The sequence below is a fragment of the Sphingomonas hankookensis genome, from assembly GCF_022664465.1.
Taxonomy (GTDB): domain Bacteria; phylum Pseudomonadota; class Alphaproteobacteria; order Sphingomonadales; family Sphingomonadaceae; genus Sphingomonas; species Sphingomonas hankookensis.
On sequence record NZ_JAKREV010000002.1, the window covers coordinates 12,141 to 38,506 of the forward strand.

Here is a 26,366-nt window from a genome sequence, read left to right on the forward strand (position 1 = left end):
TAATGTTTATTATCGGAATGAAGCATGGCTGATATCGAGGGTCGCGGTCAGGCCGGTTTGCCGGTACCTTCTGGCGGTGTGCGGACGACGGATACCGTGGGCCGTATCGTCGCGATCATGGCACGCCTGCGCGATCCGGTTTCCGGCTGCGAGTGGGACTGTGCGCAGAGCTTCGCCACGATCGCGCCCTACACTATCGAAGAAGCCTATGAGGTCGCGGACGCGATCGAGCGTGGCGACATGACCGAGTTGAAGGACGAACTGGGCGACCTGCTACTCCAAGTCATCTTCCATAGCCGGATTGCCGAGGAAGCGGGTCTGTTCGACCTCGGCGACGTCGTCGACGCGATCAGCGACAAGATGGAGCGACGACATCCGCATATCTTCGGTGGGGCTGCAGATGGCGGGCATCATCTGTGGGAACAGGTCAAGGCGGCCGAGCGACTTGTGAAGCCTGGGCAGAGCGGTGCGTTGGCGGGGGTCGCCTTGAGTATGCCAGCGCTGGCCCGCGCCGAGAAATTGCAGAAACGCGCCGCCCGGGTGGGCTTCGACTGGCCGGATGCCAGCGGTCCGCGCGCCAAGATCGACGAAGAACTGGCCGAGGTAGAGCAGGCTGTAACGGAGGCGGAGCGGTTCGAAGAGGTCGGCGACCTGCTCTTTTCCGTCGTGAACTGGGCACGCCATTTAGGCGTCGATCCGGAAGCGGCATTGCGCGCGGCCAACGGGAAGTTCGAACGCAGGTTTGCGGCAATGGAAGCGGCTGACCCTACGTTCGCCGACCGAACGCTTGACGAAATGGAGGACGCTTGGCAGCGGGCGAAGCTATAGCCGTCTCTGGGAAGACTTGACGCCTGTTTTACCTAAGACCGCCGTCCACAGCCGGTTATCATGCTCCAATGTTCTGTTTGGCTCTGGACCCCCGCCTTCGCGGGGGTACGACCGACGGCCGAAGGCGTTAGCGGGTCAGAAACCTGTCGTAATCCGCCGGCGCCATCCGCACATCGTACAGCGCGCGGTCGTCGTCGATCCAGTGATCGGTGACCTCGCCATGCGCATGCAACCATGCTGCGCTCGCACCATCTTCCGGCGCCAACGCAATGCGATAGCGGCGATGGCCCTGCGTCAATCGGTCGCCGACGATGCGGACAAGGCGATCGACCCCCTCCCCGTTCAGCGCAGACAGCGCCACGACATCGTCACGATGCGCCGCTTCGCCGAGCATTTCGATGCGATCGTCTTCGCTTAGCAGGTCCAGCTTGTTCCAAGCCTCGAGCCGCGGAGTCGTTTCGTCGACGCCGATCTCCTTCAGCACCGCCTCGACATCCGCTGCTTGTGCCGCGGTATCAGGATGTGCAACGTCGCGGACATGGATCAGGAGGTCGGCGGACACGACCTCTTCCAGCGTCGCCTTGAACGCCGCGACCAGCTGGGTCGGCAGGTCGGAGACGAAGCCCACCGTGTCGGACAGGATCGCCTTGTCGATGCCCGGCAGCGATACCTGTCGCAGCGTCGGGTCGAGCGTCGCGAACAGCAGGTTTTCCGCCATCACGTCGGCACCGGTCAGGCGGTTGAACAGCGTCGACTTGCCGGCATTGGTATAGCCGACCAGCGCCACCACCGGCCAAGGTGCCCGTTGCCGTCGGTCACGATGCAGCGTCCGCGTCCTCGACACACTTTCCAGTTCGCGCCGCAACCGCGCCATCCGATCACGGATCAACCGGCGATCGGCCTCGATCTGCGTTTCACCGGGACCGCCAAGGAAACCGAAGCCACCGCGCTGCCGTTCGAGGTGGGTCCAGCTGCGCACCAGTCGACCGGCCTGATAATCGAGATGGGCGAGTTCGACCTGCAGCCGCCCTTCGGCCGTACGCGCCCGTTCCCCGAAAATCTCGAGGATCAGGCCGGTCCGGTCGATCACCTTGCACCCGAGCGCGGTTTCGAGATTACGCTGCTGCACCGGCGTCAGCGCCGCATCGAACACCGCGAGCTGGATATCCTCGTCCCGGACGATCTGGGTCAGCTGGTCGACCTGCCCGCTGCCGATCAGCGTCGCGGGCTTGGGTGCGCGGACACGGAACGGCACGCGGTGGCGAACCTCTACGCCGATCGCCACCGCGAGGCCGGCGGTTTCCTCCAGTCGGGCATCGGCGTCGCGCGCCGACCCGCCCATATCGGGCAGGACGACGATCGCGGTTGCGCCGCGCGCGAATTCCTGTGCGTCGCGATCGAACCCGGTGCTCAAGCCTCGTCCGCTCCGGCAGCCTGTTCCTCGGCAAGGTTCAGCGGATTTGCCGGCTGAATGGTCGACACCGCATGCTTGTAGACCAGCTGCGACATGCCTTCGCGCTGGAGCAGCATGCAGAACAGGTCGAACGCCGCGATCTGGCCCTGCAGCATCACGCCGTTCACCAGGAACATGGTGACGTTTTCCTGCGCCTTGCGTACCGCGTTCAGAAAGATTTCCTGCAGCGGCGCGTTCTTCGACGTATTTTCCGCCGCCGCCTCAATCACCGACGACAGGTCGGCGGGACCGGCGGGCATAATCGTCGAGATGGCATGCTTGTAGATGAGCTGGGACTGTCCGTCGCGACGCAGCAGCACCGAGAAATTGTCGAACCACGTCACGATTCCCTGGAGCTTCACGCCCTTGACCAGGAACATCGTGACCGGCGTCTTCGACCGGCGGAGCGAATTGAGAAACAGGTCCTGTAGTGACCCGTGCTTGTCGGCCATGGTTTGCCCTTGTTCTTGGCGGGGAATTTCCCGCATGAGTGTCTTTGACCGGCACCCGGTTGCCGCGCCCCTATGGCGCGGAACCGTAATTTAAGCCCGGCGTCGTCCGGCCGCAATGGCCGACGCGCTATTCGTCGCCGCGGGTTTCGGTGATGCCAAGCAGCTTCAGTTTACGATGCAGTGCGGAGCGCTCCATGCCGATGAAGGTCGCGGTGCGCGAAATATTGCCCGAGAAGCGCCGGATCTGCACCCGCAGATACTCGCGTTCGAACGATTCGCGCGCCTCGCGCAGCGGCGATCCCATGATCGCGCTGGCGGTGGCACCGCCGCCGCCCTCGCCCGCCGAGCCCAACACTTCGGGCGGCAGCAGGTCGATGTCGATCCGGGCGATGCGATTGCCGGGTGCCAGGATGACGGTGCGTTCGACGACGTTGCGCAGTTGGCGGACATTGCCCGGCCATTCATAGCTTTGCAGCGCGATCATCGCATCGGGTGCGACCTCAGGCGTCTGCACGCGACGTTCGTTGGCGTAATGCGCGACGAAATGCTCGACCAGCGGCGGAATGTCCTCACGCCGTTCGGCGAGCGATGGGATCTGCACCGGCACGACGTTCAGCCGATAATACAGGTCCTCTCGAAAATTGCCGTCGATGATCTCTTGCTGGAGATCGCGCGCGGTGGCGGAGACGACGCGGACGTCGACCTTCACCACGCGGGTACCGCCGACGCGGGTAAAGCTCTGATCGGTCAGCACGCGCAGGATGCGCGCCTGTGTCGCGATCGGCATGTCGGCGATCTCGTCGAGGAACAGCGTGCCGCCATGCGCCTGTTCGAGCAGGCCGGGCCGGACGAGGTTGCCCCCCTCCTCGACACCGAACAGCTCTTCGTCGACGCGTTCGGGGGTCATGCGCGCCGCGCTGACGATGACGAACGGTGCCTGCGCCCGCTGGCTCCAGCCGTGCAACAGGCGCGCGGCGACTTCCTTGCCGACCCCTGCTCCGCCGGTGATCAGCACGCGGCTGCCGGTGCCGGCGACGCGCTTGAGCGTCGCACGGACGCTGTTGATCGCGGTCGAGCTGCCGGTCAGGTCGTCCTCGCGCCCCGCCGAAGCGCGCAGCGAGGCCACCTCCTGCCGCAGCCGTTCGGTTTCCGTTGCGCGCTGGACTAGGAACAGCAGGCGTTCGGCTTCGAACGGCTTCTCGATAAAATCGACCGCGCCGCGCCGGATGGCGGCGACGGCGGTATCGATGTTGCCATGGCCGGAGATCACCAGCACCGGCAGCGACGGATCGCGGGCCTTCAGTTCGTCGAGCAGTTCGAGCCCGTCGAGACGCGAGCCTTGCAGCCAGACGTCGAGCAGGACCAGCGACGGTCGCCGCTGCGCGACGGCTTCGAGGGCGGCATCGCTGTCGGCGGCACCGCGGGTTTCATAGCCTTCGTCTTCCAGGACACCGGCCACGAGTTCGCGGATATCCGTTTCGTCGTCGACGACGAGAATGTCGAGCTTCATGCGGGCGTTCCGGTACGGGTAAGCATGGGATGGCGCGTCGTAACCTCCTGAAGATCGTCATCGCCCGCCGTGCCCGTTCCTGCCAGCGCGGCAAGGACCGAGGGGTCGAACAGGACCGATACGATCGTTCCTCCCCCCGGACGGTCGGCGAACGATATGGTTCCGAAATGTTCTTCGACGATCTTACGCACGATGGCGAGGCCGAGGCCGGTACCACCCTTGCGGGTCGTCATATAGGGTTCGGCGATGCGGTCGCGTTCGACCGGCAGGCCGATACCGTTGTCGCTGGTATCGATATACATCCGCCCCTGTGCGTCGTAGCGGACGTCGATTTCGATGCGACCGCGCTCGGCGCCTTCGGGACGGGCGGCTACCGCCTCGGTCGCGTTCTTGACGATGTTGGTCAACGCCTGTCCCAGTTGGCGACGGTCGCATACCAGCGGCGCGGGGCCGGCGGAATCGAGCACGAAATCGATATCGGGATGCGCCACCTCGTGCAGGAACAGGCTTTGCCGCGCCAGTTCGGCGATTGATTCGTGACGGAACACGGGTTTCGGCATCCGTGCGAACGAGGAAAATTCATCGACCATCCGGCGCAGGTCGCCGACCTGACGCACGATCGTCTCGGTCAGGCGGGCGAAGGTGCCGTCATCCTCGACCAGTTTGGTGCCGTAGCGGCGTTGCAGCCGCTCGGCGGCCAGCTGGATCGGGGTCAGCGGGTTCTTGATTTCATGGGCGATGCGGCGGGCGACGTCAGACCATGCGGCGCGACGCTGGTCGAGCAGCTGCTGGGTGATGTCGTCGAAGGTCAGGATGTGCTGTCCGTCGTCGCGGGTGATGCGCACCGCCAGCGTCTTCGCCTCCCCGCCCGACGCCAGCTGGATGATCGCGTCCTGCGTCTCCCCCTCTAACAGCTGATCGAGTTCGGGAGCGACATCGGCCAGCGGGCGCCCGACCAACGGGGTGCTGCCGGTCTTGAGCAAGGCGGTGGCCGAGCTGTTCGCCAGCCGCACGGTGCGGTCGGCGCCGACCGATACCACGCCGGCGCTGACGCCCGACATCACGGCCTCGATCAGGGCGCGGCGGCTGTCGATCTGCGCGTTGGCGGTGACCAGCTCGCCGGTCTGTTCCTGCAGCCGCTCGGTCATGCTGTTGAACGCGCTGGCGAGCGTGCCAATCTCGTCCTTGGTCCGCGCCATGGTCGGTTCGGGCACGCGGGCGGACAGGTCGCCATCGGCGATACGCCGGGCGGCACCGACCAGCGCACCGACTGGGCGGACGAGGCGGTCGGCCACCGCCAGCGCGACGAACACGGCAAGGCCGACGATGATGAGCGAGACGACGAAGAGGGCGATGTTCAGCCGCAGTTGGACGCTGCGCGACCGGTCGATCAGGGCTCCGTAATCGGAGAGCATCACTCGCGTTCGTTCGAGGCGCTCGGTGTAGGACGCGAGATCAATGTCACGAGCGGAATAGACGTAATAGGCGGTGCCAGGCACGCTGGTAACCGACTGCACCTGCTGGTTGCGAACACTGACATAGCTCGACTTGCCGGCCCGGAGCGCCGCGATCGATTTCGGATCAATGCTCCATCGCAGCGGGCCTTCGTAGATCGATACCGAGGCGAGCGACCGCGGGCGACCATCGGTGGGGATTTCGAACACGACCGAATCGCCAAGCGAACGCTGGACGACGCTGTTGGTGTAAAGCATCCGAAATTCGAAGCTGTCGATCGCATAGCGGTTGATTAGCAGCATACGCCCCACGTCGGAGGCGACCGCTACGTTCTGGCTGTCGACCGCCTTGAGGAATTCGTCGTACGACGACTGCGCGACTGCCTGCGCATTCTCGAAAATGCTGCGCGCACGCGGTGACGACCAGAATTCAACGCCATACTGGAACAAGAACGAGGCGACCACGGTCACTAGCAACATCGGCACGCTGGCGAGGATCGAGAACAGCGCGACGAGGCGGACGTGTAGCGTGCCAGTGCCGCCGATTTCGGAACGGGCCGCGCGCCGCTTGGCGATACGGCGGCCAATCAGCACCAAAAGTGCCATTGCCGGGATCAGATTGGCGACCAGCACGACCGCCATCAGCGACGGCGACGGAAGCCGTCCGCGGGCGCTTGGCGATCCGTCGAAGAGCAGGTAGCTGCCGATGCCGACGGCGATGGCCGCGATCAATACCGCAACCTCGATCGCCGAGAACCACCGCGCCGGGATCGATGTGGCGCGTTTCGGTTCCGTCAACGCTGCAACCATGTTGCCGTTTTACAACATTCGCGCCGCAACGCACGTCAAATCGCACCAATTCGGTGCCGCTATGGGATTATCGTTCCTTGTCCGCGTGATAGGCGCGCAACGCAGGGTCGATGCCGAGGTCGTCGAGCCGTTTGCGCAGCGTATTGCGGTTCAACCCCATCGCTTTTGCCGCACGCAGCTGGTTGTTACCGTGGCGATCGAGCATCGCTTCGATCAGCGGGCGTTCGACATCGGAGATAAGGCGGTCGTAAAGCGTGCCGTTCTCCAGCGTTGCCGGCTCTTCGCGCGCGATGCGGCGCAGCCACGTGCGCACCGCGTCGTCCAGATCGGCGTCGGGCTGCGCGATCGCCCGCGACGCGGTATCGCCCAGCGCGCCACGCAACTCGCCCGCCTCGATCGCGGCGTCGCGCCCCAGCACCGCGACGCGGCGCATCAGGTTCTCCAGCTCGCGGACGTTGCCGGGCCAGTCATGCGCTTCGAGCAGTTCGAGCGCTTCGGGGGTCAGCGTCTTGCGCGGCAGGCCGTCGCGCACCGCCTGGTCAAGGAAATGCCGGGCGAGCAGCGCGACATCCTGGCGCCGTTCGCGAAGCGCCGGCAAGGCGATCGGCACGACGTTCAGGCGATAGAACAGGTCCTCGCGGAACTGGCCCGACTGGACCTGGGCCGCCAGCGTCTTGTTGGTCGCGGCCACGATGCGGACGTCGGCGCGGATGACGCGGGCGCCGCCCACGCTGGTGAACTCGCCCGATTGCAGCACGCGCAGCAGGCGGGTCTGTGCCTCCATCGGCATGTCGCCGATCTCATCGAGGAACAGCGTGCCGCCGGCCGCCTGTTCGAACTTGCCCGCCGAGCGCTGCGCCGCGCCAGTGAAGGCGCCGCGTTCGTGACCGAACAATTCCGCCTCGATCAGTTCGCGGGGGATCGCCGCCATGTTGAGTGCGATGAACGGCGCGCGGCGACGACGGCCGAGGTCGTGGATTGCGCGCGCGACCAGTTCCTTGCCGGTGCCTGATTCGCCAGTCACCAACACGGTCAGGTCGGTCGCGACGACGCGGGCGATGACGCGGTACACGTCCTGCATCGCCGGCGAGCGACCGATCAGCGGCAGCGATGAATCGATGGCGTCGACCGGCGCTTCATCTGTCTCGCGCGTCCGCCGCGCCAGTGCCCCGCGAACCGCCAGCGCCAACGTGTCGAGGTCGAACGGCTTGGGCAGATAGTCGAACGCACCCGCCTCGGTCGCGCGGACCGCGGTGGTCAGCGTATTGCGCGCCGACAGGACGATGATCGGCAGATCGGGAAATTCGGTGGCGAGGCTCGCCGCCATTTCAAGTCCGTCGCCATCGGGCAGAACGACGTCGGTGACCAGCACGTCGGGCAGACCGCCGCGCAATTCGGCGCGAAGCTGGCCGAGCGTCGCCGCCGACTGCACGATATGCCCCTCGCGCCGCAGCGCCTGTGCGACGACCGTGCGGATCGCCGCGTCGTCGTCGACCAGCAGGATGCGTGCCGGGCCGGTCATGCGCGCGGCAGGTGGATGCGGAACACGGTCATCGGCGGATATCCTTCACGGGCATAACGGACGAGACCGCTCATTTCGCCGACCAGCTTTTCGACCATCGGCAGGCCAAAGCCCCGCCCTTCCCGCTTGCCCGAGACGAAGGGTTCGAACAGGTGGCCGGCGATATCGGCGGGCGCGCCCGGGCCGTTGTCGGTAACGGTCAGTTCGATCGGCACCGCGCGACGTTCGCCATTGCCCAGACCGTGCGACATGCCATGGCGATAGGCGGTGCCGAGGATGATCCGCGGACGGTCGGTCGCGTCGAGCGCCTCCGCCGCGTTCTTCAGCAGATTGACCATCACCTGCACGAAGGCGTCGCGATCGATCCGGACCGGGGGCAGCGACGGATCGAAGCGCTCCTCGATCGTAATGCCGCGGGCGAAGCCGGCGGCCGCGAGTTGCACGGCATGGGCGAGGACCGGGTAGATGTTCTGCGCGACCAGTTCACGCGGACGGTCGTCGGTGAAATCCTGCATCCGGTCGATCAGCGCGGCGATCCGGTCGACCTCGGCGATGATCAGGTCGGTCAGCACCGGGCGGTCGTCGCAGTCGCCCGACAACAGCTGTGCCGCACCACGGATGCCCGACAACGGGTTCTTGATCTCATGGCCCAGCATCGCCGCCGCGCCGATCGCCGCCCGCGCACCGGCGGCGTGCGACATGGCATGACCGCTGCGCAGGCCGTAGAGCATGACGATCCGCCATGCCGAACCATGCGTCGCCGGGGTTTCGTGAAAATCGACGCGCAGCCGCCCGCCCCGCTTGAGCTGCAATTCGCAGTCATAGCTGACGAAGGTGCGGCCATCGCGCTGCTCGGCATAACCAGGCGGCAGCGAGACGATCTGTTCGAGCGACAGGCCGCGCATCGCCCGGTCGGACAGGTTGAGCAGCAGTTCCGCGGCGCCATTTGCGTTGGCGATGCAGCCGGCGTCGTCGAGCACCAGCGCCGCGACCGGCAGGCCGGCGAACAGATCGGCAAAGGGCGGCATCGCCGCGCCGCCCGAGATCACGCCGCCGCGCGCGTGCACCAGGGTGCGTAGAAATCAGCGAGCATCGCCAGCACGGTGCGAGAATCGGGCTGCTGGTTCACCTTGTTGCGGAACTCTGCCGAACCGTGCAGCCCCTTGGTGTACCAGCCGATATGCTTGCGCATCATGTTGACGCCGGTTTCCTCGCCATAATGGTCGAGCATCATATGATAATGTTCGAGGATCAGGCGATATTGTTCCTCGATGGAAGGGTCGGCAGGCGCCTGTCCGCCGGACAGCGCGGCCATGACCTGCGCCAGCAGCCACGGCCGGCCATAGGCGCCGCGACCGATCATCACCCCGTCGGCACCCGACTGGTCGAGCGCGGTGCGGGCATCGTCGACCGAGCAGATATCGCCATTGACGATCACCGGCACCTTGACCGCGTCCTTGACCCGACGGACGAACGCCCAATCGGCATGGTCGCGATACATCTGGTTGCGGGTACGTCCATGGACGGTGACCATCTGCGCGCCCAGATCCTCGGCGATATGCGCCAGTTCGGGGGCGTTCAGGCTGGCATGGTCCCAGCCCATCCGCATCTTGACGGTGACCGGCACCTGCACCGCCTTAACCACCGCGGCGATCAGGTCGGCGGCTAGCGGCAGGTCGCGCATCAGCGCCGACCCGGCATCGCCGTTGGTCACCTTGCGCACCGGGCAGCCCATGTTGATGTCGATGATCGCCGCGCCCTTGTCCTCGGCGAGTTTGGCGGCCTCCCCCATCTCCACCGGCGTGCAGCCGACGAGCTGCATCGACACCGGCTCCTCGGCCGGGTCCCACATCGCCTTCTGGATCGACTGGCGGGTTTCGCGGATCGCGGCCTGGCTGGCGATCATCTCGGTGACGTTCAGCCCCGATCCATGCCGCCGCACCATCTTGCGGAACGGCAGGTCGGTGACACCGGTCATCGGCGCGAGGATAACCGGCTTGTCGATCACGACGTCGCCGATGCGGATGGGAGCTAGGTTCATGGAATGTGCCTGAAAATCGGGCAGCCTCTACCGCAAAGCGGGGTGCAGGGCAAGGCTGGCGGGGGCCCGCGGCTTAGGCTAGGCGGACGGCCATGCAGACCGGACCCACAGTCGCGCTGATCGTCGCCGCCGGTAACGGCACGCGATCGGGCAGCGCCACCCCGAAGCAGTTCGCGCCCATCGCCGGACAGGCGATGATGGCGCATGCTTATGCGGCGTTGTCCGCCCATCCGGGGATCGACCGGGTGGTGGTGGTGATCGGTGAAGGTCAGGAAGACGCGTTGCAGGCGGCAGTCGGTCCGGTCGAACATGTGATCGGCGGAGCGACCCGGCGTGAAAGCGTGGCCGCCGGCCTCGCCGCGATCGGCGATGCCGTGCGGGTGCTGATCCACGATGCAGCCAGGCCGTTCGTGCCGGATGCGGTGATCGACCGGTTGCTCGAAGCGCTCGACCAAGCGCCGGGTGCCGTGCCGGTGCTGCCGGTAGCGGACACTTTGGCACGCGGTGGTGCCGCGCTGGGCGACGTCGTGCCGCGCGATGCGTTGGTGCGGGTGCAGACGCCGCAGGCATTCGACGTGGCGGCGATCCGGCAGGCGCATGATGCCTGGGGTACCAGCGCCGAGGCGACAGACGATGCGCAGATGGTGCGCGCGATCGGGATGGACGTGGCGATGGTCGAAGGGGACCCGATGCTCGACAAGATCACCTATCCTGCCGACTTTGCATCGGCCGAGGCGCGCGCCCTGCCCGCGCTCGTGTCGCGCAGCGCCACCGGCTATGACGTCCACCGGTTGGAAGCGGGCGAGGAGTTGTGGCTGGGCGGCGTGCTGATCCCGCACGATCGCGGCCTGTCGGGCCATAGCGATGCCGACGTCGCGCTGCATGCGATCACCGACGCGCTGCTCGGCACGATCGGCGCGGGCGATATCGGCACCCATTTCCCGCCCAGCGATCCGCAGTGGCGCGGCGCCGAGTCGGGGCAGTTCCTCGCCCATGCCGCGACGCTGGTCCGGGCCGAGGGCGGGATCATCGATTTCGTCGACCTGACGCTGATCTGCGAAGCGCCCAAGATCGGCCCGCACCGCACGGCGATGCGCAGCCGGATCGCCGCGTTGCTGTCAATCGCGGAACGGCAGGTCAGCATCAAGGCGACGACCAGCGAGCGACTGGGCTTCACCGGCCGGCAGGAAGGGATCGCGGCGCAGGCGATCGCGACGATCCGGGTGCCGGCATGAAGCGCTTCGCCCCGCTGCTGGCGGTGCTTGCCTGCGCCAACGCCCCCGTGCAGTCGACGCAGGCGTGCGTGACGCCGGCCGAGGCGGAGGCGCTGGTGCTGTTCGTCGCGCCCGAACTTATTCGGCAGGCCGGCGCGCGCTGTGCCAATGCCCTGCCCCCGACCGCGTTGCTGCGGCGGACGAGTGGGTCGTTCCTCGCCCGCTACGAGGCGGAAACCGATGCCGCATGGCCGCAGGCGAAGGCGGCGCTGTCGCGGCTGACTGCACCACAGGCGATCCAGCTGCTCGATTCGTCCTTCGCCGCGCCGATCGTCGCGTCGCTGATCGCACCGATGGTGGTCGGCAATATCGATGCGGCCGACTGCCCCCGGATCGAACGTGCCGCAACCTCGTTCAGCCATTGCCGCCGCGCAACGTCGCCGGCCTGATCGTGCTGTTCGCGCAGGTTGATGCGGACCGCCCCAACCCCCAGATGCGGCTGCCGCTATGTCGGCAGGCCGCCCGGAATTGATGTGATGGACCATATCCTGCCCCCCGAACTGGTCGACGCCGCGCGCCGCGTGGTTGAGGCCAATCGCGCCGCCGGCCGCCGCATCGCGCTGGCGGAAAGCTGCACCGGCGGTCTGGTCGCCGCGGCGATCACCGAAATCCCGGGCTGCTCCGACGTGTTCGAAGCGGGGTTCGTGACCTATTCCAACGACGCCAAGGTCGAACTGGTCAAGGTCAGCTCCGACGTGATCGAGACGTTCGGCGCGGTGTCGATCGCGACGGCGTGGAGTATGGCGCAGGGTGCGCTGGAGGCGACCCAGGCCGATGTCGCGGTCGCGATCACCGGTGTCGCTGGTCCGGGCGGCGGCAGCGAGAAGAAGCCGGTCGGCACCGTCGTGTTCGCACGCGCGGAAAAGGGCGGCGATCCGGCCAAGGTCGTCGCCGATCTCCGCCAGTTCGGCGACAAGGGGCGCGGTGCGATCCGCCTTCAGGCGGCGTTGTGCGCGCTGGAACTGTTGCTGCCGCCCGAGGTCGCACCCGACGAACCGGTCGACGAGTCGCCGTAAAGCTGCGCGGCGCGGTCCTCGAACGCGCCAATCATCTTACGGAGCGCCCGGTCGAAGACTTGGCCGGCAAGCATCTCGAACACGCGGTTCTTGAACTGGAAGTCGACGGTGAAGTCGACATAGGTGCCGCCCTGCCCGTCGGCGCGAAAGCGCCAGTCGTTGTTGAGATATTTCAGCGGCCCGTCGAGATAGTCGACACGGATATGGTCCGGCCGCTCCTTCTGCACCTTCGACGTAAAGCTCTCCCGCAGGCCCTTGAACCCGACGATCATGTCGGCAATCATTTCGGTGTCGGTGTTCGAGCGCACCCGGATCGCGCTGACCCATGGCAGGAACTCGCCATAGCGACCGACATCGGCGACCAGATCGAACATCTGTTCGGGCGTGTAGGGCAGATGGCGGGTTTCGGTATGCTTCGGCATCAGGCGCGGACAACGCCCAGCTTGGCATCGCGGTTCGCCCGCATCCGTTCGAAATCATCGCCGGCGTGATAGCTCGACCGGGTAAGCGGCGACGATGCGACCAGCAGGAACCCCTTGGCCCGGGCGATCGCGGCATAGCTGTCGAACGCCTTGGGGGTCACGAAATCGATGACCTTGGCGTGGCGCGGCGTCGGCTGCAGATACTGGCCCATCGTCAGGAAATCGATGTCGGCCGAGCGCATGTCGTCCATCACCTGATGGACTTCGAGCCGTTCTTCGCCCAGCCCGAGCATAACGCCCGACTTGGTGAAGATCGACGGGTCGAGCTTCTTGACGCTCTCCAGCAGGCGCAGCGACGCGTAATAGCGCGCACCCGGGCGGATCGTCGGATAGAGCCGCGGCACGGTTTCGAGATTGTGGTTGTAGACGTCGGGGCGCGCCGCGACGATCATTTCCACCGCCGCCTCATGCTTGTTGCGGAAGTCGGGGGTCAGGATTTCGATCGTCGTGGTCGGGTTCGCGGCGCGGATCGCCTCGATCACCTTCACGAACTGCTTGGCGCCACCGTCGGGCAAGTCGTCGCGATCGACCGAGGTGATGACGATGTGGTTCAGCCCCATTGCCGCCGCCGCTTCGGCGACATGCTGCGGCTCCATCGGGTCGACCGCACGCGGCATGCCGGTCTTCACGTTGCAGAAGGCGCAGGCACGGGTGCAGGTGTCGCCGAGGATCATGACGGTCGCATGCTTCTTAGACCAGCATTCGCCGATGTTCGGACAAGCCGCTTCCTCGCAGACCGTCGTCAGGCTTTTCGAGCGCATCAGCGCGCGGGTTTCCTGCACGACCTTACCGGTCGGCGCTTTCACGCGAATCCAGTCGGGCTTGCGAATACGCTCCGGGCGGGGCAGCGGCGTCATCTCGTTCATGGGCGTCAGATAGCGATGCGCGGGCAAACGAACAACCGCCTGCAACATTCGGACGCGTCATGCGTCCTAGCGCGCGAGGGAAGAGTATAATCTATCATGGAGATTCTTTGATGCACTTCAGCGACCTCAAGGAAGGTTATTACCGCTTCCGTGGCACCGAATGGCAGCAGGAGCGCGAGCGCTGGAGCGAACTGGCGACCGGTCAGAGCCCGAAGGTAATGGTGATCGCCTGCTCGGACAGCCGAGTCGATCCGGCGACGATCTTCGGCGCACGGCCGGGCGAGATTTTCGTGGTGCGCAACGTCGCCAACCTCGTGCCGCCGTTCGAGGATGATGGCGGCCGTCACGGCGTGTCGGCAGCGCTCGAATTCGCGGTCACCAAGCTGGAGGTCGAGGAAGTCCTCGTCCTCGGCCACGGCGCATGTGGCGGCGTGAATGCGTGCCTGACGCAGGCGCTGGCCAATACCAAGCCGGGTGAAGGCGGGTTCGTAGCGCACTGGATCGACCTGCTCGACGAAGCGCGCGAGAAGGTCGTGGCGCAGCACGGCACCGGGCCGGAAGGGCAGAAGGCGCTGGAACAGGAAGGCGTGAAGGTCTCGCTGCAGAACCTGATGACCTTCCCGTTTGTCAAGGAGCGGGTCGAGGCCGGCAAGCTCAAGCTCCACGGTGCGGTATTCGCGATCGAGGATGGGCGGCTGAGCGTGCTCGAAGGCGAGAAGTTCGAGAACGCTTGATATCTAGCTCCTCCCCGCTCGCGGGGAGGAGGACCATGCGCAGCATGGTGGAGGGGGATCGCCGCCCAACGCGAGGGTATTGGAACAGGGCAACCCCTCCACCCCTCGCTAACGCGAGCGGTCCCCCTCCCCGTTCAGGGGAGGATTATTCCTTCGGGCCGTCGGCGGTCACGCGGATGTTGAGTTCGCGGAGCTGCTTTGGCGTCGCATAATTCGGCGCACCCATCATCAGGTCTTCGGCCTTCTGGGTCATCGGGAAGGTGATGACCTCGCGAATGTTCGGTTCGTCCGCCAGCAGCATGACGATGCGGTCGACGCCCGGGGCCGAGCCACCGTGCGGCGGCGCGCCGAACTTGAACGCGTTGATCATGCCCGCGAAGTTCGTATCGACGTCTTCCTGCGTGTAGCCGGCGATCTCGAACGCCTTGTACATGATTTCCGGACGGTGGTTCCGGATCGCGCCCGACGACAGCTCCACGCCGTTGCAGACGATGTCGTACTGGTAGGCGAGGATGTCGAGCGGGTTCATCGTCTCCAGCGCTTCCATCTCGCCCTGCGGCATTGAGAAGGGGTTGTGGCTAAAATCAACCTTCTTCGCGTCCTCGTCATATTCGAACATCGGGAAGTCGACGATCCAGCAGAATTCGAAGCGCTTGTCGTCGATCAGGCCCAGCGTCTCGGCAACGCGAGTACGCGCAAGGCCGGCGAGCTTGGCGGCTTGCGCTTCCTTGCCCGCGGCGAAGAACACGCCGTCGTCGGGGCCGAGGCCGAGCGCTTCGGCGATCTTCGCCATGCCTTCCTCGCCATGGTTCTTGGCGATGGGGCCGCCCCATTCGCCGCCCTTGCGGGTGGCGTAGCCTAGGCCGGCAAACCCTTCAGATTGGGCCCAGGCGTTCATGTCATCGAAGAATTTTCGGCTCTTGTCGGCGGTCTTCGGCGCCGGCACGGCGCGGACCACGTCACCCGCCTCGACGATCGAGGCGAAGCGGCCGAAGCCCGAACCGACGAACAGGTCCGACACGTCGGTGATGACCAGCGGGTTGCGCAGGTCGGGCTTGTCGTTGCCGTATTTCAGCATCGATTCGCGGTAGGGAATGCGCTGGAACGGCAGCGGCGACACGGTGCGGCCCTTGCCCTGCCAGTTGGCATATTCCTCGAACACCCCGTGCAAGACGGGTTCGATCGCGGCGAACACGTCCTCCTGCGTGACGAAGCTCATTTCAAAATCGAGCTGGTAGAATTCGCCCGGCGAACGGTCGGCGCGGGCGTCTTCGTCGCGGAAGCAGGGGGCGATCTGGAAATAACGGTCGAAGCCGGCGACCATCAGCAGCTGCTTGAACATCTGCGGCGCCTGCGGCAGCGCATAGAATTTGCCGGGATGGACGCGGCTGGGGACCAGATAGTCGCGTGCGCCTTCGGGCGACGACGCGGTCAGGATGGGGGTCTGGAATTCCGTGAAGCCCTGATCGATCATCCGGCGACGCAGCGATGCGATGACGTTCGAGCGCAGCAGGATGTTCGCGTGCAGCCGTTCGCGCCGCAGGTCGAGGAAGCGATAGCGCAGGCGGATGTCTTCCGGGTACTCGGCCTCACCGGCGACCGGCATCGGCAGTTCCTGCGCCGCCGACTGGAGCGTCGCGGCACGGGCGTAGATTTCGATCGCGCCGGTGGCGAGGTTCGGGTTCTTCGTCGCCTCGCTGCGCAACTTCACATTGCCGTCGATGGTCAGCACTGATTCGGTGCGGGCCGAGTCGAGCAGTGCCAATGCCGGCGAATCGCTGTCGGCGACGATCTGAGTGATGCCGTAATGGTCGCGCAGGTCGATGAACAGCACACCGCCATGGTCGCGCTTGCGATGCACCCAGCCCGACAGGCGGACGGTATCGCCGTCGTTCGCGTCGGTCAGCTGGCCGCAGTTATGGGTGCGATAGGCGTGCATTGAAAAACCTTCCGGCGGACTATCAAGGTAGAATTGAATTTAGAGCGGTCGCGCTTCCCTCCCCCACCCCCTTTTGTCAAGGCGCGGAACCCTTGCTATGCGGGCGTGATGCACATCCATCCGTTGATCGAAGACAGCCAGACCCTCGCTGCCCTCTGCACCCGCCTCGCCAAATCCGACTTCGTCGCGGTCGACACCGAGTTCATGCGCGAGAACAGCTATTGGCCCGAGCTGTGCCTGATCCAGATCGCCAATACCGAGGAAGCCGCCGCGATCGATCCGATGGCGCCGGGGATCGACCTGACGCCGCTGCTTACTCTGCTGACCGACAATGACGACGTGCTGAAGGTCTTCCATGCGGGGGGCCAGGATATCGAGATCGTCTATAACCTGACCGGCAAGACCCCCTTCCCCCTGTTCGATACGCAGGTGGCGGCGATGGCGCTGGGTCAGGGCGAGCAGGTCGGCTATTCGAACCTCGTCGATGCCTATCTAGGGATCACGGTCGACAAGGGCGCGCGGTTCACCGACTGGTCGCGGCGGCCGCTGGACGACCGGCAGATCGACTATGCCATCGCCGACGTGACACACCTGTCGGTGATCTTCCCCAAGATGCTGGGCAAGCTGCGCAAGACCGGGCGCGGGCTGTGGCTGGACGAGGAGATGGAGCGGATCGCCGATCCGGCGAACTATTTCAACGATCCCGAGACGGTGTGGCAGCGTATCCGCGTCAACAGCCGGAAGCCCGAGGTGCTGGGACGGTTGAAGGCGCTGGGCAAGTGGCGCGAGCTGGAGGCGCAGGGCAAGAACCTGCCGCGCGGCCGGATCGTGAAGGACGAGACGATCGCCGATCTGGCGGGCAATCCGCCGCGCCGCCAGAGCGATCTGGCCAAGGTCCGCGGGCTGTCGGCGGCATGGGCGCATAACGATATCGGCGGGCGGATGATGGAGGCGTTGGCGGGGGCCGCGCCGCTGACCGGCGACGAGCTGCCCGGACGCGACGATCGCAAGCCGTCGCTGGGCAAGGAGGGCGCGCTGGTCGCTGACCTCCTCAAGCTGCTGCTGAAAATCCGGGCGAACGAGATCAAGGTCGCGTCGCGCCTGCTGGCGCGGTCGGACGATCTGGAGGCGCTGGCCGCAGGGCAGCGCGACGGGCTGTCGATCCTGCACGGATGGCGGTTCGAGCAGTTCGGGTGCGATGCACTCGCGCTGGTCGAGGGTCAGCTGGGGTTCACCGTGCTGGGCGGAAAGCTGAAGATGACCCGAGCGGAGGTAGTCGAATGAAATTCCTGTCCCTCACCCTGACCACGCTGGCGCTGGGCGCCTGCACCACGCCGCCGCCGTCCGGCGGGGGCGAGACGGCTCCCCCGGCGCTGGGCTCCGCCTGCGACACGGCGGCGATCGCTAACCTCGTCGGCAAGCCGTTCACTCCGGCGCTGGAGGCCGATGCCAAGGCGCGGGCCAAGGTCGGAACGGTCCGGGCGATCCGGCCGGGCACGGCGGTGACGATGGACTTCCGGCCCGATCGGCTGAACATCGATATCGACGAGAAGAATATCGTGACCGGGTTCCGCTGCGGCTGAGGCACGGAAGTTGGCGAAGGTTGCGGGGCGTTATGGCCTCGCGGTGAACGATTCCGTTTAATTACAAGGACTTGTCCGTTACCGACGCGTTGGAAGTTCGCGCGGGGTTGGCGTTGCGGGCCATCACGGGGAGATCCCAGCCTTCGCTGGGATGACGTGTGGGGCACGGATCACGCGTGAGGCTGCGTCTTGCGGGTCGACGGTGTCAAAGAGCTTGCGGGAGCCTTGCAGATCGTCGGCGTGTAGGAAAGCGCTGCCTCAGCGGCTGACGAGTGCCGCTTCCATCCCCAGCGCCGCGGCCAGCGCGCGGTGGCGTTTGTGGACCGCTTCGCCGTAGAGCGCGGCGTCGGCGGGAGGGACGACCAGTTCGACCTGGGCGCGCTTGCGGCGCAGGTCGGTGCGTTGCAGCGGGGTGGCGACGCCGCCGCTGAGCCGCTGACCGAGCCGCATCGCAAGACCCCAGCGATGTGCCAACTGCAACGCGGCGGGCGAAGCCAGCTTCGCCAGCGGTTCGGGCGGATTGCCGTCGCCGCCGCACAGGCAGCTGTGAAGCGCCTGCGCCACGATCGCGCGGCCGGTCGCATCGATCGCGACCCAGTTGCCATGGAGCGCGATCTCCACGCCGCGTTCGGCGCGAAATTCGGGGTTGGCGTGCCAGCCCACATCGGCGAGCAGACAGGCGGCATGGCGCAGCCGTACGGCGGCGGGCGCGTCGTCGGGGAAGAGCGGCGCGATCCATTTGTGGAGCAGGTCGCCATGTTCGACGAACCGCCCCTGCCGTGCGCCCTCGTCATGCGCTGCGACCAGCAGCGGGTCCTGCTTGCGCACCGCCGGGGGCAGCGCGGCGTAGAGCAGCCCTTCGCGCAGGCCATAGGCCGAAATCATGGTCGTCGCGCTGCCGAGCTGGCGCGCCATGGCAGCGAGCAGCGCGGTGGCGTTGTCGAGCGTCGGCACGCGCCCGCCCGACAGGTTCGGAACCGCCTTCAGATCGGCGCGCGGGGTTTCGGTGATGATCCGCTGCAACTGCGCGATGCGGTCGAGCGACATGGTATAGCCGTGCGCGATCGGCAGGGGATAGTCGGTCAGGTGCATGTCGAGCCGCGCCAGCGTCCGCCACGACCCGCCGACGAGGTAGAAGGGCAGCCCCTTCCCCCGGCCGGTCCAGCCGGCATCGGACACCAGTCGCTGTACGACGCGATCGAGTTCGCCGGAACGCCGGTCACGGATCGCGCCGATCCGCAGCACGCCGAGCGGGAACGAGACGCGATCGCCGAGCTTGCCGTTCTTGACCCGGACCAGTTCGAGACTGCCGCCGCCGAGATCGCCGACGATTCCATCGGCGTCGGGGATGGCGGAAAGGACGCCGTATCCGGCCGCCTGTGCCTCCTCCTCGCCGGTCAGCGTTTCGACCGACAGGCCGAGCGATTCGGCAAGCGCCACCAGTTCGTGGCCATTGGCGGCGTCGCGGACGGCGGCGGTGGCGACGGTGCGGACGACATCGGCCTGCATCTCCTGCGCCAGCCATGCGAAGCGGCGCAACGCGGTGCCGGCGACGCCCATCGCCTCCGCATCGATCGCACCGGTATCGGCGAGCGAGCGGCCGAGGCCGGCGAGGACCTTTTCGTTGAACAGCGTCGCCGGCATCCGGTCCGGCCCGCCATAGACGACCAGCCGGATCGAGTTCGACCCGATGTCGATGATCGCACTATGCGCGGCGGTCACCGGCCGGCTGAGCCATGGCAGGCGGATCAAACCGCGCCGTCCCGTGCCGCACGCCATGCGCGCAACGACAGTTTTTGCGGCACGGTGGCCGACCCGCCCTCAATCGCCGCGCCGCGCCCGGAGAGCGACGGGTTGGTCATGAAATAGCGGTGGAGGTTGAACGGCTTGTCGCCCTTCGCCATGCGGCGATAGCTGCCGTCGGGACCAAGGTCCCAGCTTTGTTCGGTATCGAGGAGATTTGCGACCATCACCTGGTCCAACACCTGATCGTGCACGGTCGGGTTCGTGATCGGCAAAAGATATTCCACGCGCCGGTCGAAATTGCGCGGCATCCAGTCCGCCGACGACACGTAAACCAGCGCATCGTCGTTGGGCAGCGCTTCGCCGTTGCCGAAGCAGTAGATGCGGCTGTGTTCGAGGAAGCGGCCGACGACCGATTTGACGCGGATGTTGTCCGACATGCCCGGCACGCCCGGCCGCAGGCAGCAGATGCCGCGCACGATCAGGTCGATCTGCACGCCGGCCGCCGAGGCTTCGTAGAGCTTGTCGATCAGCGCGGGATCGACCAGCGAGTTCATCTTCAGCCAGATCGAACCATCGCCACCGGCGCGGGCACTCTGGATTTCCCCCTCGATCAACGCCTCCAGCCGGTTGCGCAGGTCGCGCGGCGAAATGGCGAGCTGTTGCAGCGATTGCGGTTCGACATAGCCGGTGATGTAGTTGAACACCTGCGCCGCATCGCGCCCGATCACCGGATCGGCGGTGAAGAAGCTGAGATCGGTATAGATGCGCGCGGTGACCGGGTGGTAGTTGCCGGTGCCGAAGTGGCAATAGGTCCGGTATCCCTGCTCCTCACGCCGGACGACCATCGAGATTTTTGCGTGGGTCTTCCATTCGATGAAGCCGTACACGACCTGCACGCCGGCGCGTTCGAGGACTGAGGCGAGGTTCAGGTTCTGCTCTTCGTCGAAGCGGGCCTTCAATTCGACGACGGCGGTCACCGACTTGCCCGCTTCCGCTGCCGCGACCAGTGCGGCGACGACGGCGGACTGCTTGCCGGCGCGGTACAGCGTCTGCTTGATCGCGACGACATCGGGGTCGGCCGCGGCTTGCTTGAGGAAGGCGAGCACCACGTCGAAGGTTTCGTACGGGTGGTGAACGACGATGTCCTTCGCGCGGATCGCCGCGAAACAGTCGCCGCCATATTCGCGGATGCGTTCGGGGAAGCGGGGGGAGAAGGGCGGGAATTTCAGGTCGGGGCGGTCCTCGGCGACCAGCATCGACAGGTCACCGATGCCGAGGAACCCGCCGGTTTCGGTGATGAGCGCATCGCTGCCGCCCATTTCGTCGCGCAGCAGCTGGACCAGTTCGTCCGAAATGCCCGATTCGATTTCGAGGCGGATGATCCGGCCACGGCGGCGGCGTTTGATCGCGGTGCGGAAGTAGAGGACGAGGTCCTCCGCCTCTTCCTCAAGCTCGATATCGCTGTCGCGGATCACGCGGAACGCAGCGGACGCGCGCACCGTATAGCCGGGGAAGAACAGGTCGGAGAAATGCCGCAGGATCGTCTCGATCGCGACGTAGCGCGCGGCCTTGCCGGGCAAGCGGACGAAGCGCGGCATGGCGGGCGGGAGCAGCACGACCTCGCGCACCTCGACATCGTCCGAGCGGCGGATCAGGTCGAACAGCATCGCCGAGCCAAGGTTCGGGATGAACGGGAACGGGTGCGCCGGGTCGAGCGCCTGTGGCGTCAGCACCGGAAAAATCTGTTCGCGGAAATAGCGGGCGAGCCATTCCTCCGTCTCGCCATGCAGCGCGTCGGCGCCCAGCACGATGACATCGGCATCGGCAAGGTCGGCGGCGATATCGCGCCAGATGCGCTGCTGGCTGTCGACCAGCCCGGCGGCGTCGACGGTGATCGCCGCCAGCTGTTGCGACGGCGTCAGGCCGTCGACCGATTCGTGGCCGACGCCCTGGTTCTGCTGTCCCTTCAGCCCCGCGACGCGGACCATGAAGAATTCGTCGATGTTCGTCGCCGAGATCGACAGGAAGCGCAGGCGTTCGAGCAGCGGATGGTCGGGGTTGCACGCTTCGTCCAACACGCGGCGGTTGAATGCCAGCCACGACAGCTCGCGGTTGAAATAGCGGGCCTCCGGCGCGGCGGCGACGGTGGTGCGGGCGGAGGGGACGGGATCGTTCACAGCAGTCGGTCCAGCAGCAACGGGTTACCGGTCAACGCGGCACGGGCGGTCGGGATCGTCAAACGGCGCATCGAGCGCAACATCGCATCTTCCTCCAGAGCTTCGACGATGCGAAGCACCGCAAGGTGGCTCCGTTCGACGCGGCGGGCAAGCCAGCGCACCAGATCGGGCGCGGCGACAAGCTCCTTCCTGTCGAAGAGATATTGCAGCAGTGTTTCGATCAGCAGGTCGTCGGGCGCCTCCAGCCGCAGCACCGGCGTCGCGCCGATGCGCGAGCGCAGGTCGGGCAGGCCGATCCGCCACAGCGGCGGCGGGGCGTCGGCGACGATCAGCAGCGGGCGTTCCTCCCCCTGCGCGCGGTTCCAGGCGTGGAACAGCTCGGTCTCGCTCCAGCGTTCGGCATCGTCGGCGATCATCCCGCCGCTGCGCGCGGCGAACGAGCGGGCGAGCAGCGTGCGGCCGGATTTGCGCGGACCGACGAGCAGTGCAGCCCTGACCGGCCATGTCGCCCAGTGATCGAGATGGTGGACGGCGGCTTCGTTCGACGGCCCCACAAGGAACAGGTCCTGCCGGGCGCCGACCGGAAGTTCGAGGGGAAGGGTAAGCTGAACCGAACCGCGAAGCAGATAGGTCATTCGGGCTGCGCACTCGCCGCCGGGGGCGTCGTCGTCGCGGCACGACGGCGGATGCGTAGCGCCCCCTCGCCCTGCTGCACCTGCCAGCCACGCGCCTCCAGCGCGGCGGCGAAGATGGCGGCATCGCCATCGAACGTCACGCGCAGGACGGATACACCGCCCAGCGCGAGGCTGGACGTCGCTGCCGAGCGGACGCCGGGAACGCTGCGCAGCGCGGCTTCGGTCGATTCGACCGCGGCGGCGGTCGGGGTGTCGGCCTGGATCGACAGGGTGACGCTTTCGGCCACCGGACCGGGCGTGGGCACGGCGGTCGGATCGAGCGTGGCGGGGTCGATCGCCTCATCCTCGACCGGGATGGCCGGCGTGCCGGGCGGCGGCGCGGCGAGGACGGTGTCGGGGCGGAGTTGTCCGGTGCGCAACGCCTGCTGATACAGCGCGTCGAGGCGGCGGACGCCTTCGTCGAGCAGCGCGGGAACGGCGTCGCCCTGTTCGACGCGCAGCGAGAAGCTGCCGAGCAGGCGGTTGTCGGGGCCGTAGCCGGCGGTGAAGGTGCCGATCACCGGACCGCCGGGCCATTGGCGGTACAGGCGGACCTGCGGGATCAGCACGTCGGACGCGCCATATTGGTTGAGGACGGTGCGCCACCAGCCGCGCCCGCGCCGCGTCACCTGTCCGGCGTTGAGCAGCAGGCCGTCGGCGCCGGTACCACTGGGGCGGACATAGTCCATCACGCTGCCCCCGGTGCGGAAGCGGGCCCATGCCGCCTGCCACGGCGTCGCGCGTTCGAACACGGTGCCGGTGCCGCCGTCCCAGATCAGCGGGACGACCAGCATCGCCGGCGAGCGTTCGGAAACGCCCGCGATGCCAAGGATCGACGCCGCGCGGCCGCGATTGAACAGGACGCCGAGGCGGGCGATATAACGCTTTGGTCCGATCTGTTCGCTTTCGACGACGATGCCGCTGACCAGCGAATCGAGCGTGCCGTCGGGCAGCGAGCGCGCCGATCCGGTCAGCCGCTGCGACAGCATCTGCCACCCCTTGCGCTGGGCAATGCGCCAGCCGGCGGTGCGCGCGGCATCAGCGGAGGGGCCGGCGACGTCGACGCGGACGCCGTTCACCTCGAACGTCCCCGATCCGTCGACCGCGGCGACGCCGCCCTGTTGCGCCACGACCGCGCCGGCGGCGACCGCCGTAAGCGCGACGGCGGCAAGGATGCGGCGGGGGCGGGACAAGGTCATCCGCGCCTTTTGACGAAGCAGGCGTGGAAATCCAAGCGCGATGTAGCTAACCGGGCGTCATGAGCAACGAAGCGGACCGCGGCGGCGGCTATACCTACGCACAGGCAGGCGTCTCGATCGCGGCGGGCAATGCCCTGGTCCGCTCCATCGGACCGCTGGCGAAGTCGACGCGGCGCCCCGGCGCGGATGCCGAGCTGGGCGGGTTCGGCGGGGTGTTCGATCCTAAGGCCGCCGGGTTCAAGGACCCGCTGCTGGTCGCCGCGAACGACGGCGTCGGCACCAAGCTGAAACTGGCGATCGAACATGACGCCCATGACGGGGTCGGCATCGATCTGGTCGCGATGTGCGCCAACGACCTGATCGTGCAGGGTGCCGAGCCGCTGTTCTTCCTCGATTACTATGCATCGGGCAAGCTGGTCGCCGACACCGCCGAGCGGGTGGTCGCGTCGATCGCCGAGGGGTGTCGGCAGGCGGGCTGTGCGCTGATCGGAGGCGAGACGGCGGAAATGCCGGGCATGTATGCCGAGGGCGATTACGACCTTGCCGGCTTCTGCGTCGGTGCGGTCGAGCGCGAGCAGTTGCTGACCGGTGACAAGGTCGCGGTCGGCGACGTTATTCTCGGCCTCGGGTCTTCGGGGGTGCATTCGAACGGGTTTTCGCTGGTACGGCGACTTGCCAGCGACAAGGGCTGGAAGCTCGACCGCCCTGCCCTGTTCGATCAGGACGTGCTGTTGATCGACGCGCTGATGGCCCCGACGAAGATTTACGTGAAGTCGCTGCTGCCGCTGTTGCGCGAGGGACGTATCCGCGGGCTGGCGCATATCACTGGCGGCGGGTTGCTAGAGAATATCCCGCGCGTACTGCCCGAGGGTGCCCATGCGACGGTCGATGCCGATGCGTGGGAACAGTCGCGGCTGATGGCGTTCCTGCAGGCGCAGGGCAATATCGAGCCCGGCGAAATGGCGCGGACGTTCAACTGCGGGATCGGCATGGCGGTGCTGGTCGCCGCCGAGGATGCGGAGAGGGTCGGCGCCGCGTTGGCGGAGGCCGGCGAAACAGTGGTGCGGATCGGTACCGTTGAGGCGGGCAAGAAGGGTTGTACCGTCAAGGGCAGCGCTGGCACCTGGAGCGCTCGCGCCGATTGGAGTGCGACGCATCTTGGCTAAACACCGGGTCGGCGTCCTGATTTCGGGGCGGGGGTCGAACATGGCGGCGCTGGTCGCGGAGGCGCAGGACGCGGATTGTCCGTACGAGGTCGTGCTGGTGGCGTCGGACAAGCCCGATGCCGCCGGACTGGCCTTTGCAGCCGAACAGGGTGTCGCAACCTTCGCCTATTCGCCCAAGGGCATTTCCAAGGCCGAATATGAGGCGGCGATCGACGGCGCGCTGCGGGCGGCGGGGGTCGAGACGATTGCGCTGGCGGGCTATATGCGGCTGCTATCGGGCGATTTCGTCGCGAAATGGCGCGACCGAATCGTCAACATCCACCCCTCGCTGCTGCCCGCCTACAAGGGGCTCGACACCCACGCCCGGGCGATCGCGGCGGGAGATGCCGAGGCTGGCTGTTCGGTGCATGTCGTCACCGAAGAACTCGACGCCGGGAGCGTATTGGCGCAGGCGCGCGTTCCGATCCTGCCCGACGATACCGCCGACACATTGGCGGCGCGGGTGCTGGTGGAGGAACATCGCCTCTACCCGCAAACGCTGGCGGAGTTTGTGACGCGATGACCGAGATGCTCGACCTGATCCGTGAAGCCGTGAAGGTGTTGCCGGCAACGCAAGAGCGCGATGCGGGCGAGGCGACGGTCTTCACGGTCGAGGGCAATGATTTCGTACGGATCGTCGGCGACAGCGCAACCGTGCGCAGCGACGATGGCTGGACGGTGATCGACGCCGATGGCGACCCCGCCGGATTGGAGGATGCGGTCGCGCACGCATGGGAACTGGCCGCGCCGCGCGCGCTGCTGGAGGCCGGCGGGCGGTGAGCAACGCCGAGGAAGCGCGCGCCGAACGGCGGCGCTGGATTACGCTGGCCGAAGGCGTGGCGGTGGCCGGAGTGGTGATCGGTGGGCTGACGCTGTGGAACAACGTGTCCGAGCGGCGCAGCGCCGAGGCAGAGCGCATTGCCGAACGCGCGTCCTCGGCGGAGGCCAAGGCTGCGCTGGCGATCGTCGCGGCTCCGGAGGGGAATGGCGAACGGCTGGTGCTGAGCGCGCCCGACCGGCGGATCGAGCGGATCGAGGTGACGTTTCCGCCGGTGTTGCAGGTATCGGCCAAGTCGGCGGTCGGCGATGTGGCGATCGCGGCGGATTGGATCCGGACGCCGGTACTGGCGATCACCGATGGCGGCGCCGATGCGCTGGAAGGCCGATTGCCCGTCGCGATCACCGCGACGTGGTGGGAAGGCGACAAGCAGCGGCAGTCGAGCGCGATCTACGATCTGGTGTTCGCGACGCATGGCCGGCTGGTCGGCGGGCGGTCGCTGGAGCTCAAGGCGCTGGCGCGGCGCGAGGCGGCGAGCGGTGGGGTCGGGCGGCGGCTGGATACGCTGTGGGGGCAGGAATTGGGGCGGTTGGCGGGGTAGGCCGTTTCCTGCCTCTTCCTTT

General features: G+C 66.7%; 25 protein-coding genes. 11 read left to right on the forward strand and 14 right to left on the reverse strand.

Features of this window, described 5'->3' with window-relative positions; genetic code table 11:
- The first annotated feature begins 24 nt into the window (after window positions 1-24).
- On the forward strand, window positions 25-828 hold the full coding sequence (gene mazG, locus MF610_RS05470) for a nucleoside triphosphate pyrophosphohydrolase (RefSeq protein ID WP_277923926.1): 804 nt from the start codon (window positions 25-27) through the stop codon (window positions 826-828).
- A 127-nt stretch (window positions 829-955) separates the two neighbouring features.
- On the opposite strand, the gene hflX is transcribed toward mazG, so the two are convergent.
- The 7 genes from hflX to dusB all read right to left on the reverse strand — a co-directional run bounded on the left by hflX (window position 956) and on the right by dusB (window position 10,070).
- Window positions 956-2,242 carry a GTPase HflX gene (gene hflX, locus MF610_RS05475; protein ID WP_242193657.1) on the reverse strand — a complete coding sequence of 429 codons (1,287 nt, stop codon included), beginning with the start codon at window positions 2,240-2,242 and terminating at the stop codon, window positions 956-958.
- Window positions 2,239-2,769, reverse strand: coding sequence for an RNA chaperone Hfq (hfq, locus tag MF610_RS05480; protein ID WP_277923927.1), 531 nt, complete (start codon window positions 2,767-2,769; stop codon window positions 2,239-2,241). Before hfq ends, hflX begins: the two co-directional genes overlap by 4 nt.
- Window positions 2,770-2,860: 91 nt before the next feature.
- Window positions 2,861-4,243 carry a nitrogen assimilation response regulator NtrX gene (gene ntrX / locus MF610_RS05485; protein WP_242193660.1) on the reverse strand — a complete coding sequence of 461 codons (1,383 nt, stop codon included), beginning with the start codon at window positions 4,241-4,243 and terminating at the stop codon, window positions 2,861-2,863.
- Window positions 4,240-6,507: a sensor histidine kinase NtrY-like gene (locus MF610_RS05490; protein ID WP_380870789.1), complete on the reverse strand. Its 2,268-nt coding sequence runs from the start codon at window positions 6,505-6,507 to the stop codon at window positions 4,240-4,242. Before MF610_RS05490 ends, ntrX begins: the two co-directional genes overlap by 4 nt.
- A gap of 67 nt (window positions 6,508-6,574) precedes the next feature.
- Window positions 6,575-8,029, reverse strand: coding sequence for a nitrogen regulation protein NR(I) (gene ntrC / locus MF610_RS05495; protein ID WP_242193665.1), 1,455 nt, complete (start codon window positions 8,027-8,029; stop codon window positions 6,575-6,577).
- Window positions 8,026-9,057 (reverse strand): two-component system sensor histidine kinase NtrB, encoded by a 1,032-nt coding sequence (locus MF610_RS05500; RefSeq protein ID WP_242195255.1) that lies wholly within the window; start codon window positions 9,055-9,057, stop codon window positions 8,026-8,028. Before MF610_RS05500 ends, ntrC begins: the two co-directional genes overlap by 4 nt.
- Window positions 9,058-9,074: 17 nt before the next feature.
- Window positions 9,075-10,070 carry a tRNA dihydrouridine synthase DusB gene (gene dusB / locus MF610_RS05505; RefSeq protein WP_242193667.1) on the reverse strand — a complete coding sequence of 332 codons (996 nt, stop codon included), beginning with the start codon at window positions 10,068-10,070 and terminating at the stop codon, window positions 9,075-9,077.
- Window positions 10,071-10,162: 92 nt separating this feature from the next.
- Here dusB and MF610_RS05510 point away from each other — a divergent pair, with 92 nt between their 5' ends.
- The 3 genes from MF610_RS05510 (at window position 10,163) to MF610_RS05520 (ending at window position 12,360) form a co-directional block, all read left to right on the forward strand.
- A complete protein-coding gene (locus tag MF610_RS05510) occupies window positions 10,163-11,305 on the forward strand; it encodes a bifunctional 2-C-methyl-D-erythritol 4-phosphate cytidylyltransferase/2-C-methyl-D-erythritol 2,4-cyclodiphosphate synthase (RefSeq protein ID WP_242193669.1) in 1,143 nt (380 codons plus the stop codon).
- Window positions 11,302-11,733, forward strand: coding sequence for a hypothetical protein (locus MF610_RS05515; protein ID WP_242193672.1), 432 nt, complete (start codon window positions 11,302-11,304; stop codon window positions 11,731-11,733). Before MF610_RS05510 ends, MF610_RS05515 begins: the two co-directional genes overlap by 4 nt.
- Before the next feature lie 87 nt (window positions 11,734-11,820).
- Window positions 11,821-12,360 (forward strand): CinA family protein, encoded by a 540-nt coding sequence (locus MF610_RS05520; RefSeq protein WP_242193674.1) that lies wholly within the window; start codon window positions 11,821-11,823, stop codon window positions 12,358-12,360.
- Here the strand turns inward: MF610_RS05520 and MF610_RS05525 are convergent.
- Window positions 12,282-12,782, reverse strand: coding sequence for a type II toxin-antitoxin system RatA family toxin (locus tag MF610_RS05525; RefSeq protein WP_242193676.1), 501 nt, complete (start codon window positions 12,780-12,782; stop codon window positions 12,282-12,284). The two genes, MF610_RS05520 and MF610_RS05525, sit on opposite strands and share 79 nt — an antisense overlap.
- Window positions 12,782-13,708 (reverse strand): lipoyl synthase, encoded by a 927-nt coding sequence (gene lipA, locus MF610_RS05530; protein WP_242193678.1) that lies wholly within the window; start codon window positions 13,706-13,708, stop codon window positions 12,782-12,784. The genes MF610_RS05525 and lipA overlap by 1 nt, the downstream gene beginning before the upstream one ends.
- 107 nt (window positions 13,709-13,815) lie before the next feature.
- On the opposite strand from lipA, the gene MF610_RS05535 reads away from it, so the two are divergent.
- Entirely contained in the window at window positions 13,816-14,442 is a 627-nt protein-coding gene (locus tag MF610_RS05535) for a carbonic anhydrase (RefSeq protein ID WP_242193680.1), read from the forward strand.
- Window positions 14,443-14,587: 145 nt separating this feature from the next.
- Here the strand turns inward: MF610_RS05535 and aspS are convergent, their stop codons facing one another.
- Complete coding sequence (gene aspS / locus MF610_RS05540; RefSeq protein WP_242193683.1) at window positions 14,588-16,381, reverse strand: aspartate--tRNA ligase; 1,794 nt, start codon at window positions 16,379-16,381, stop codon at window positions 14,588-14,590.
- A 108-nt stretch (window positions 16,382-16,489) separates the two neighbouring features.
- On the opposite strand from aspS, the gene rnd reads away from it, so the two are divergent.
- Both rnd and MF610_RS05550 read left to right on the forward strand, forming a co-directional pair.
- Window positions 16,490-17,665: a ribonuclease D gene (rnd, locus tag MF610_RS05545; RefSeq protein WP_242193685.1), complete on the forward strand. Its 1,176-nt coding sequence runs from the start codon at window positions 16,490-16,492 to the stop codon at window positions 17,663-17,665.
- On the forward strand, window positions 17,662-17,964 hold the full coding sequence (locus MF610_RS05550) for an I78 family peptidase inhibitor (protein ID WP_242193687.1): 303 nt from the start codon (window positions 17,662-17,664) through the stop codon (window positions 17,962-17,964). The genes rnd and MF610_RS05550 overlap by 4 nt, the downstream gene beginning before the upstream one ends.
- 258 nt (window positions 17,965-18,222) lie before the next feature.
- Here the strand turns inward: MF610_RS05550 and MF610_RS05555 are convergent, their stop codons facing one another.
- Genes MF610_RS05555 through MF610_RS05570 form a run of 4 tightly spaced genes read right to left on the reverse strand, consistent with a single transcriptional unit; the run spans window position 18,223 to window position 23,760 of the window.
- Window positions 18,223-19,743 carry a Ppx/GppA family phosphatase gene (locus MF610_RS05555; RefSeq protein ID WP_242193689.1) on the reverse strand — a complete coding sequence of 507 codons (1,521 nt, stop codon included), beginning with the start codon at window positions 19,741-19,743 and terminating at the stop codon, window positions 18,223-18,225.
- A complete protein-coding gene (locus MF610_RS05560; protein ID WP_242193691.1) occupies window positions 19,713-21,887 on the reverse strand; it encodes an RNA degradosome polyphosphate kinase in 2,175 nt (724 codons plus the stop codon). Before MF610_RS05560 ends, MF610_RS05555 begins: the two co-directional genes overlap by 31 nt.
- Window positions 21,884-22,522, reverse strand: a complete 639-nt coding sequence (locus tag MF610_RS05565) for a P-loop NTPase family protein (RefSeq protein WP_242193692.1) — start codon at window positions 22,520-22,522, stop codon at window positions 21,884-21,886. Before MF610_RS05565 ends, MF610_RS05560 begins: the two co-directional genes overlap by 4 nt.
- Window positions 22,519-23,760: a heavy-metal-associated domain-containing protein gene (locus tag MF610_RS05570; RefSeq protein ID WP_242193694.1), complete on the reverse strand. Its 1,242-nt coding sequence runs from the start codon at window positions 23,758-23,760 to the stop codon at window positions 22,519-22,521. Before MF610_RS05570 ends, MF610_RS05565 begins: the two co-directional genes overlap by 4 nt.
- Window positions 23,761-23,819: 59 nt before the next feature.
- Here MF610_RS05570 and purM point away from each other — a divergent pair, with 59 nt between their 5' ends.
- From purM to MF610_RS05590, 4 genes are read left to right on the forward strand one after another with little or no spacing between them, the layout of a single operon-like run.
- Window positions 23,820-24,926: a phosphoribosylformylglycinamidine cyclo-ligase gene (gene purM, locus MF610_RS05575; RefSeq protein ID WP_242193696.1), complete on the forward strand. Its 1,107-nt coding sequence runs from the start codon at window positions 23,820-23,822 to the stop codon at window positions 24,924-24,926.
- Window positions 24,916-25,488: a phosphoribosylglycinamide formyltransferase gene (purN, locus tag MF610_RS05580; protein ID WP_380870960.1), complete on the forward strand. Its 573-nt coding sequence runs from the start codon at window positions 24,916-24,918 to the stop codon at window positions 25,486-25,488. Before purM ends, purN begins: the two co-directional genes overlap by 11 nt.
- A complete protein-coding gene (locus MF610_RS05585) occupies window positions 25,485-25,745 on the forward strand; it encodes a hypothetical protein (protein ID WP_242193698.1) in 261 nt (86 codons plus the stop codon). The genes purN and MF610_RS05585 overlap by 4 nt, the downstream gene beginning before the upstream one ends.
- Window positions 25,742-26,344 carry a hypothetical protein gene (locus MF610_RS05590; protein WP_242193700.1) on the forward strand — a complete coding sequence of 201 codons (603 nt, stop codon included), beginning with the start codon at window positions 25,742-25,744 and terminating at the stop codon, window positions 26,342-26,344. Before MF610_RS05585 ends, MF610_RS05590 begins: the two co-directional genes overlap by 4 nt.
- The last annotated feature ends 22 nt before the right edge of the window (window positions 26,345-26,366 follow it).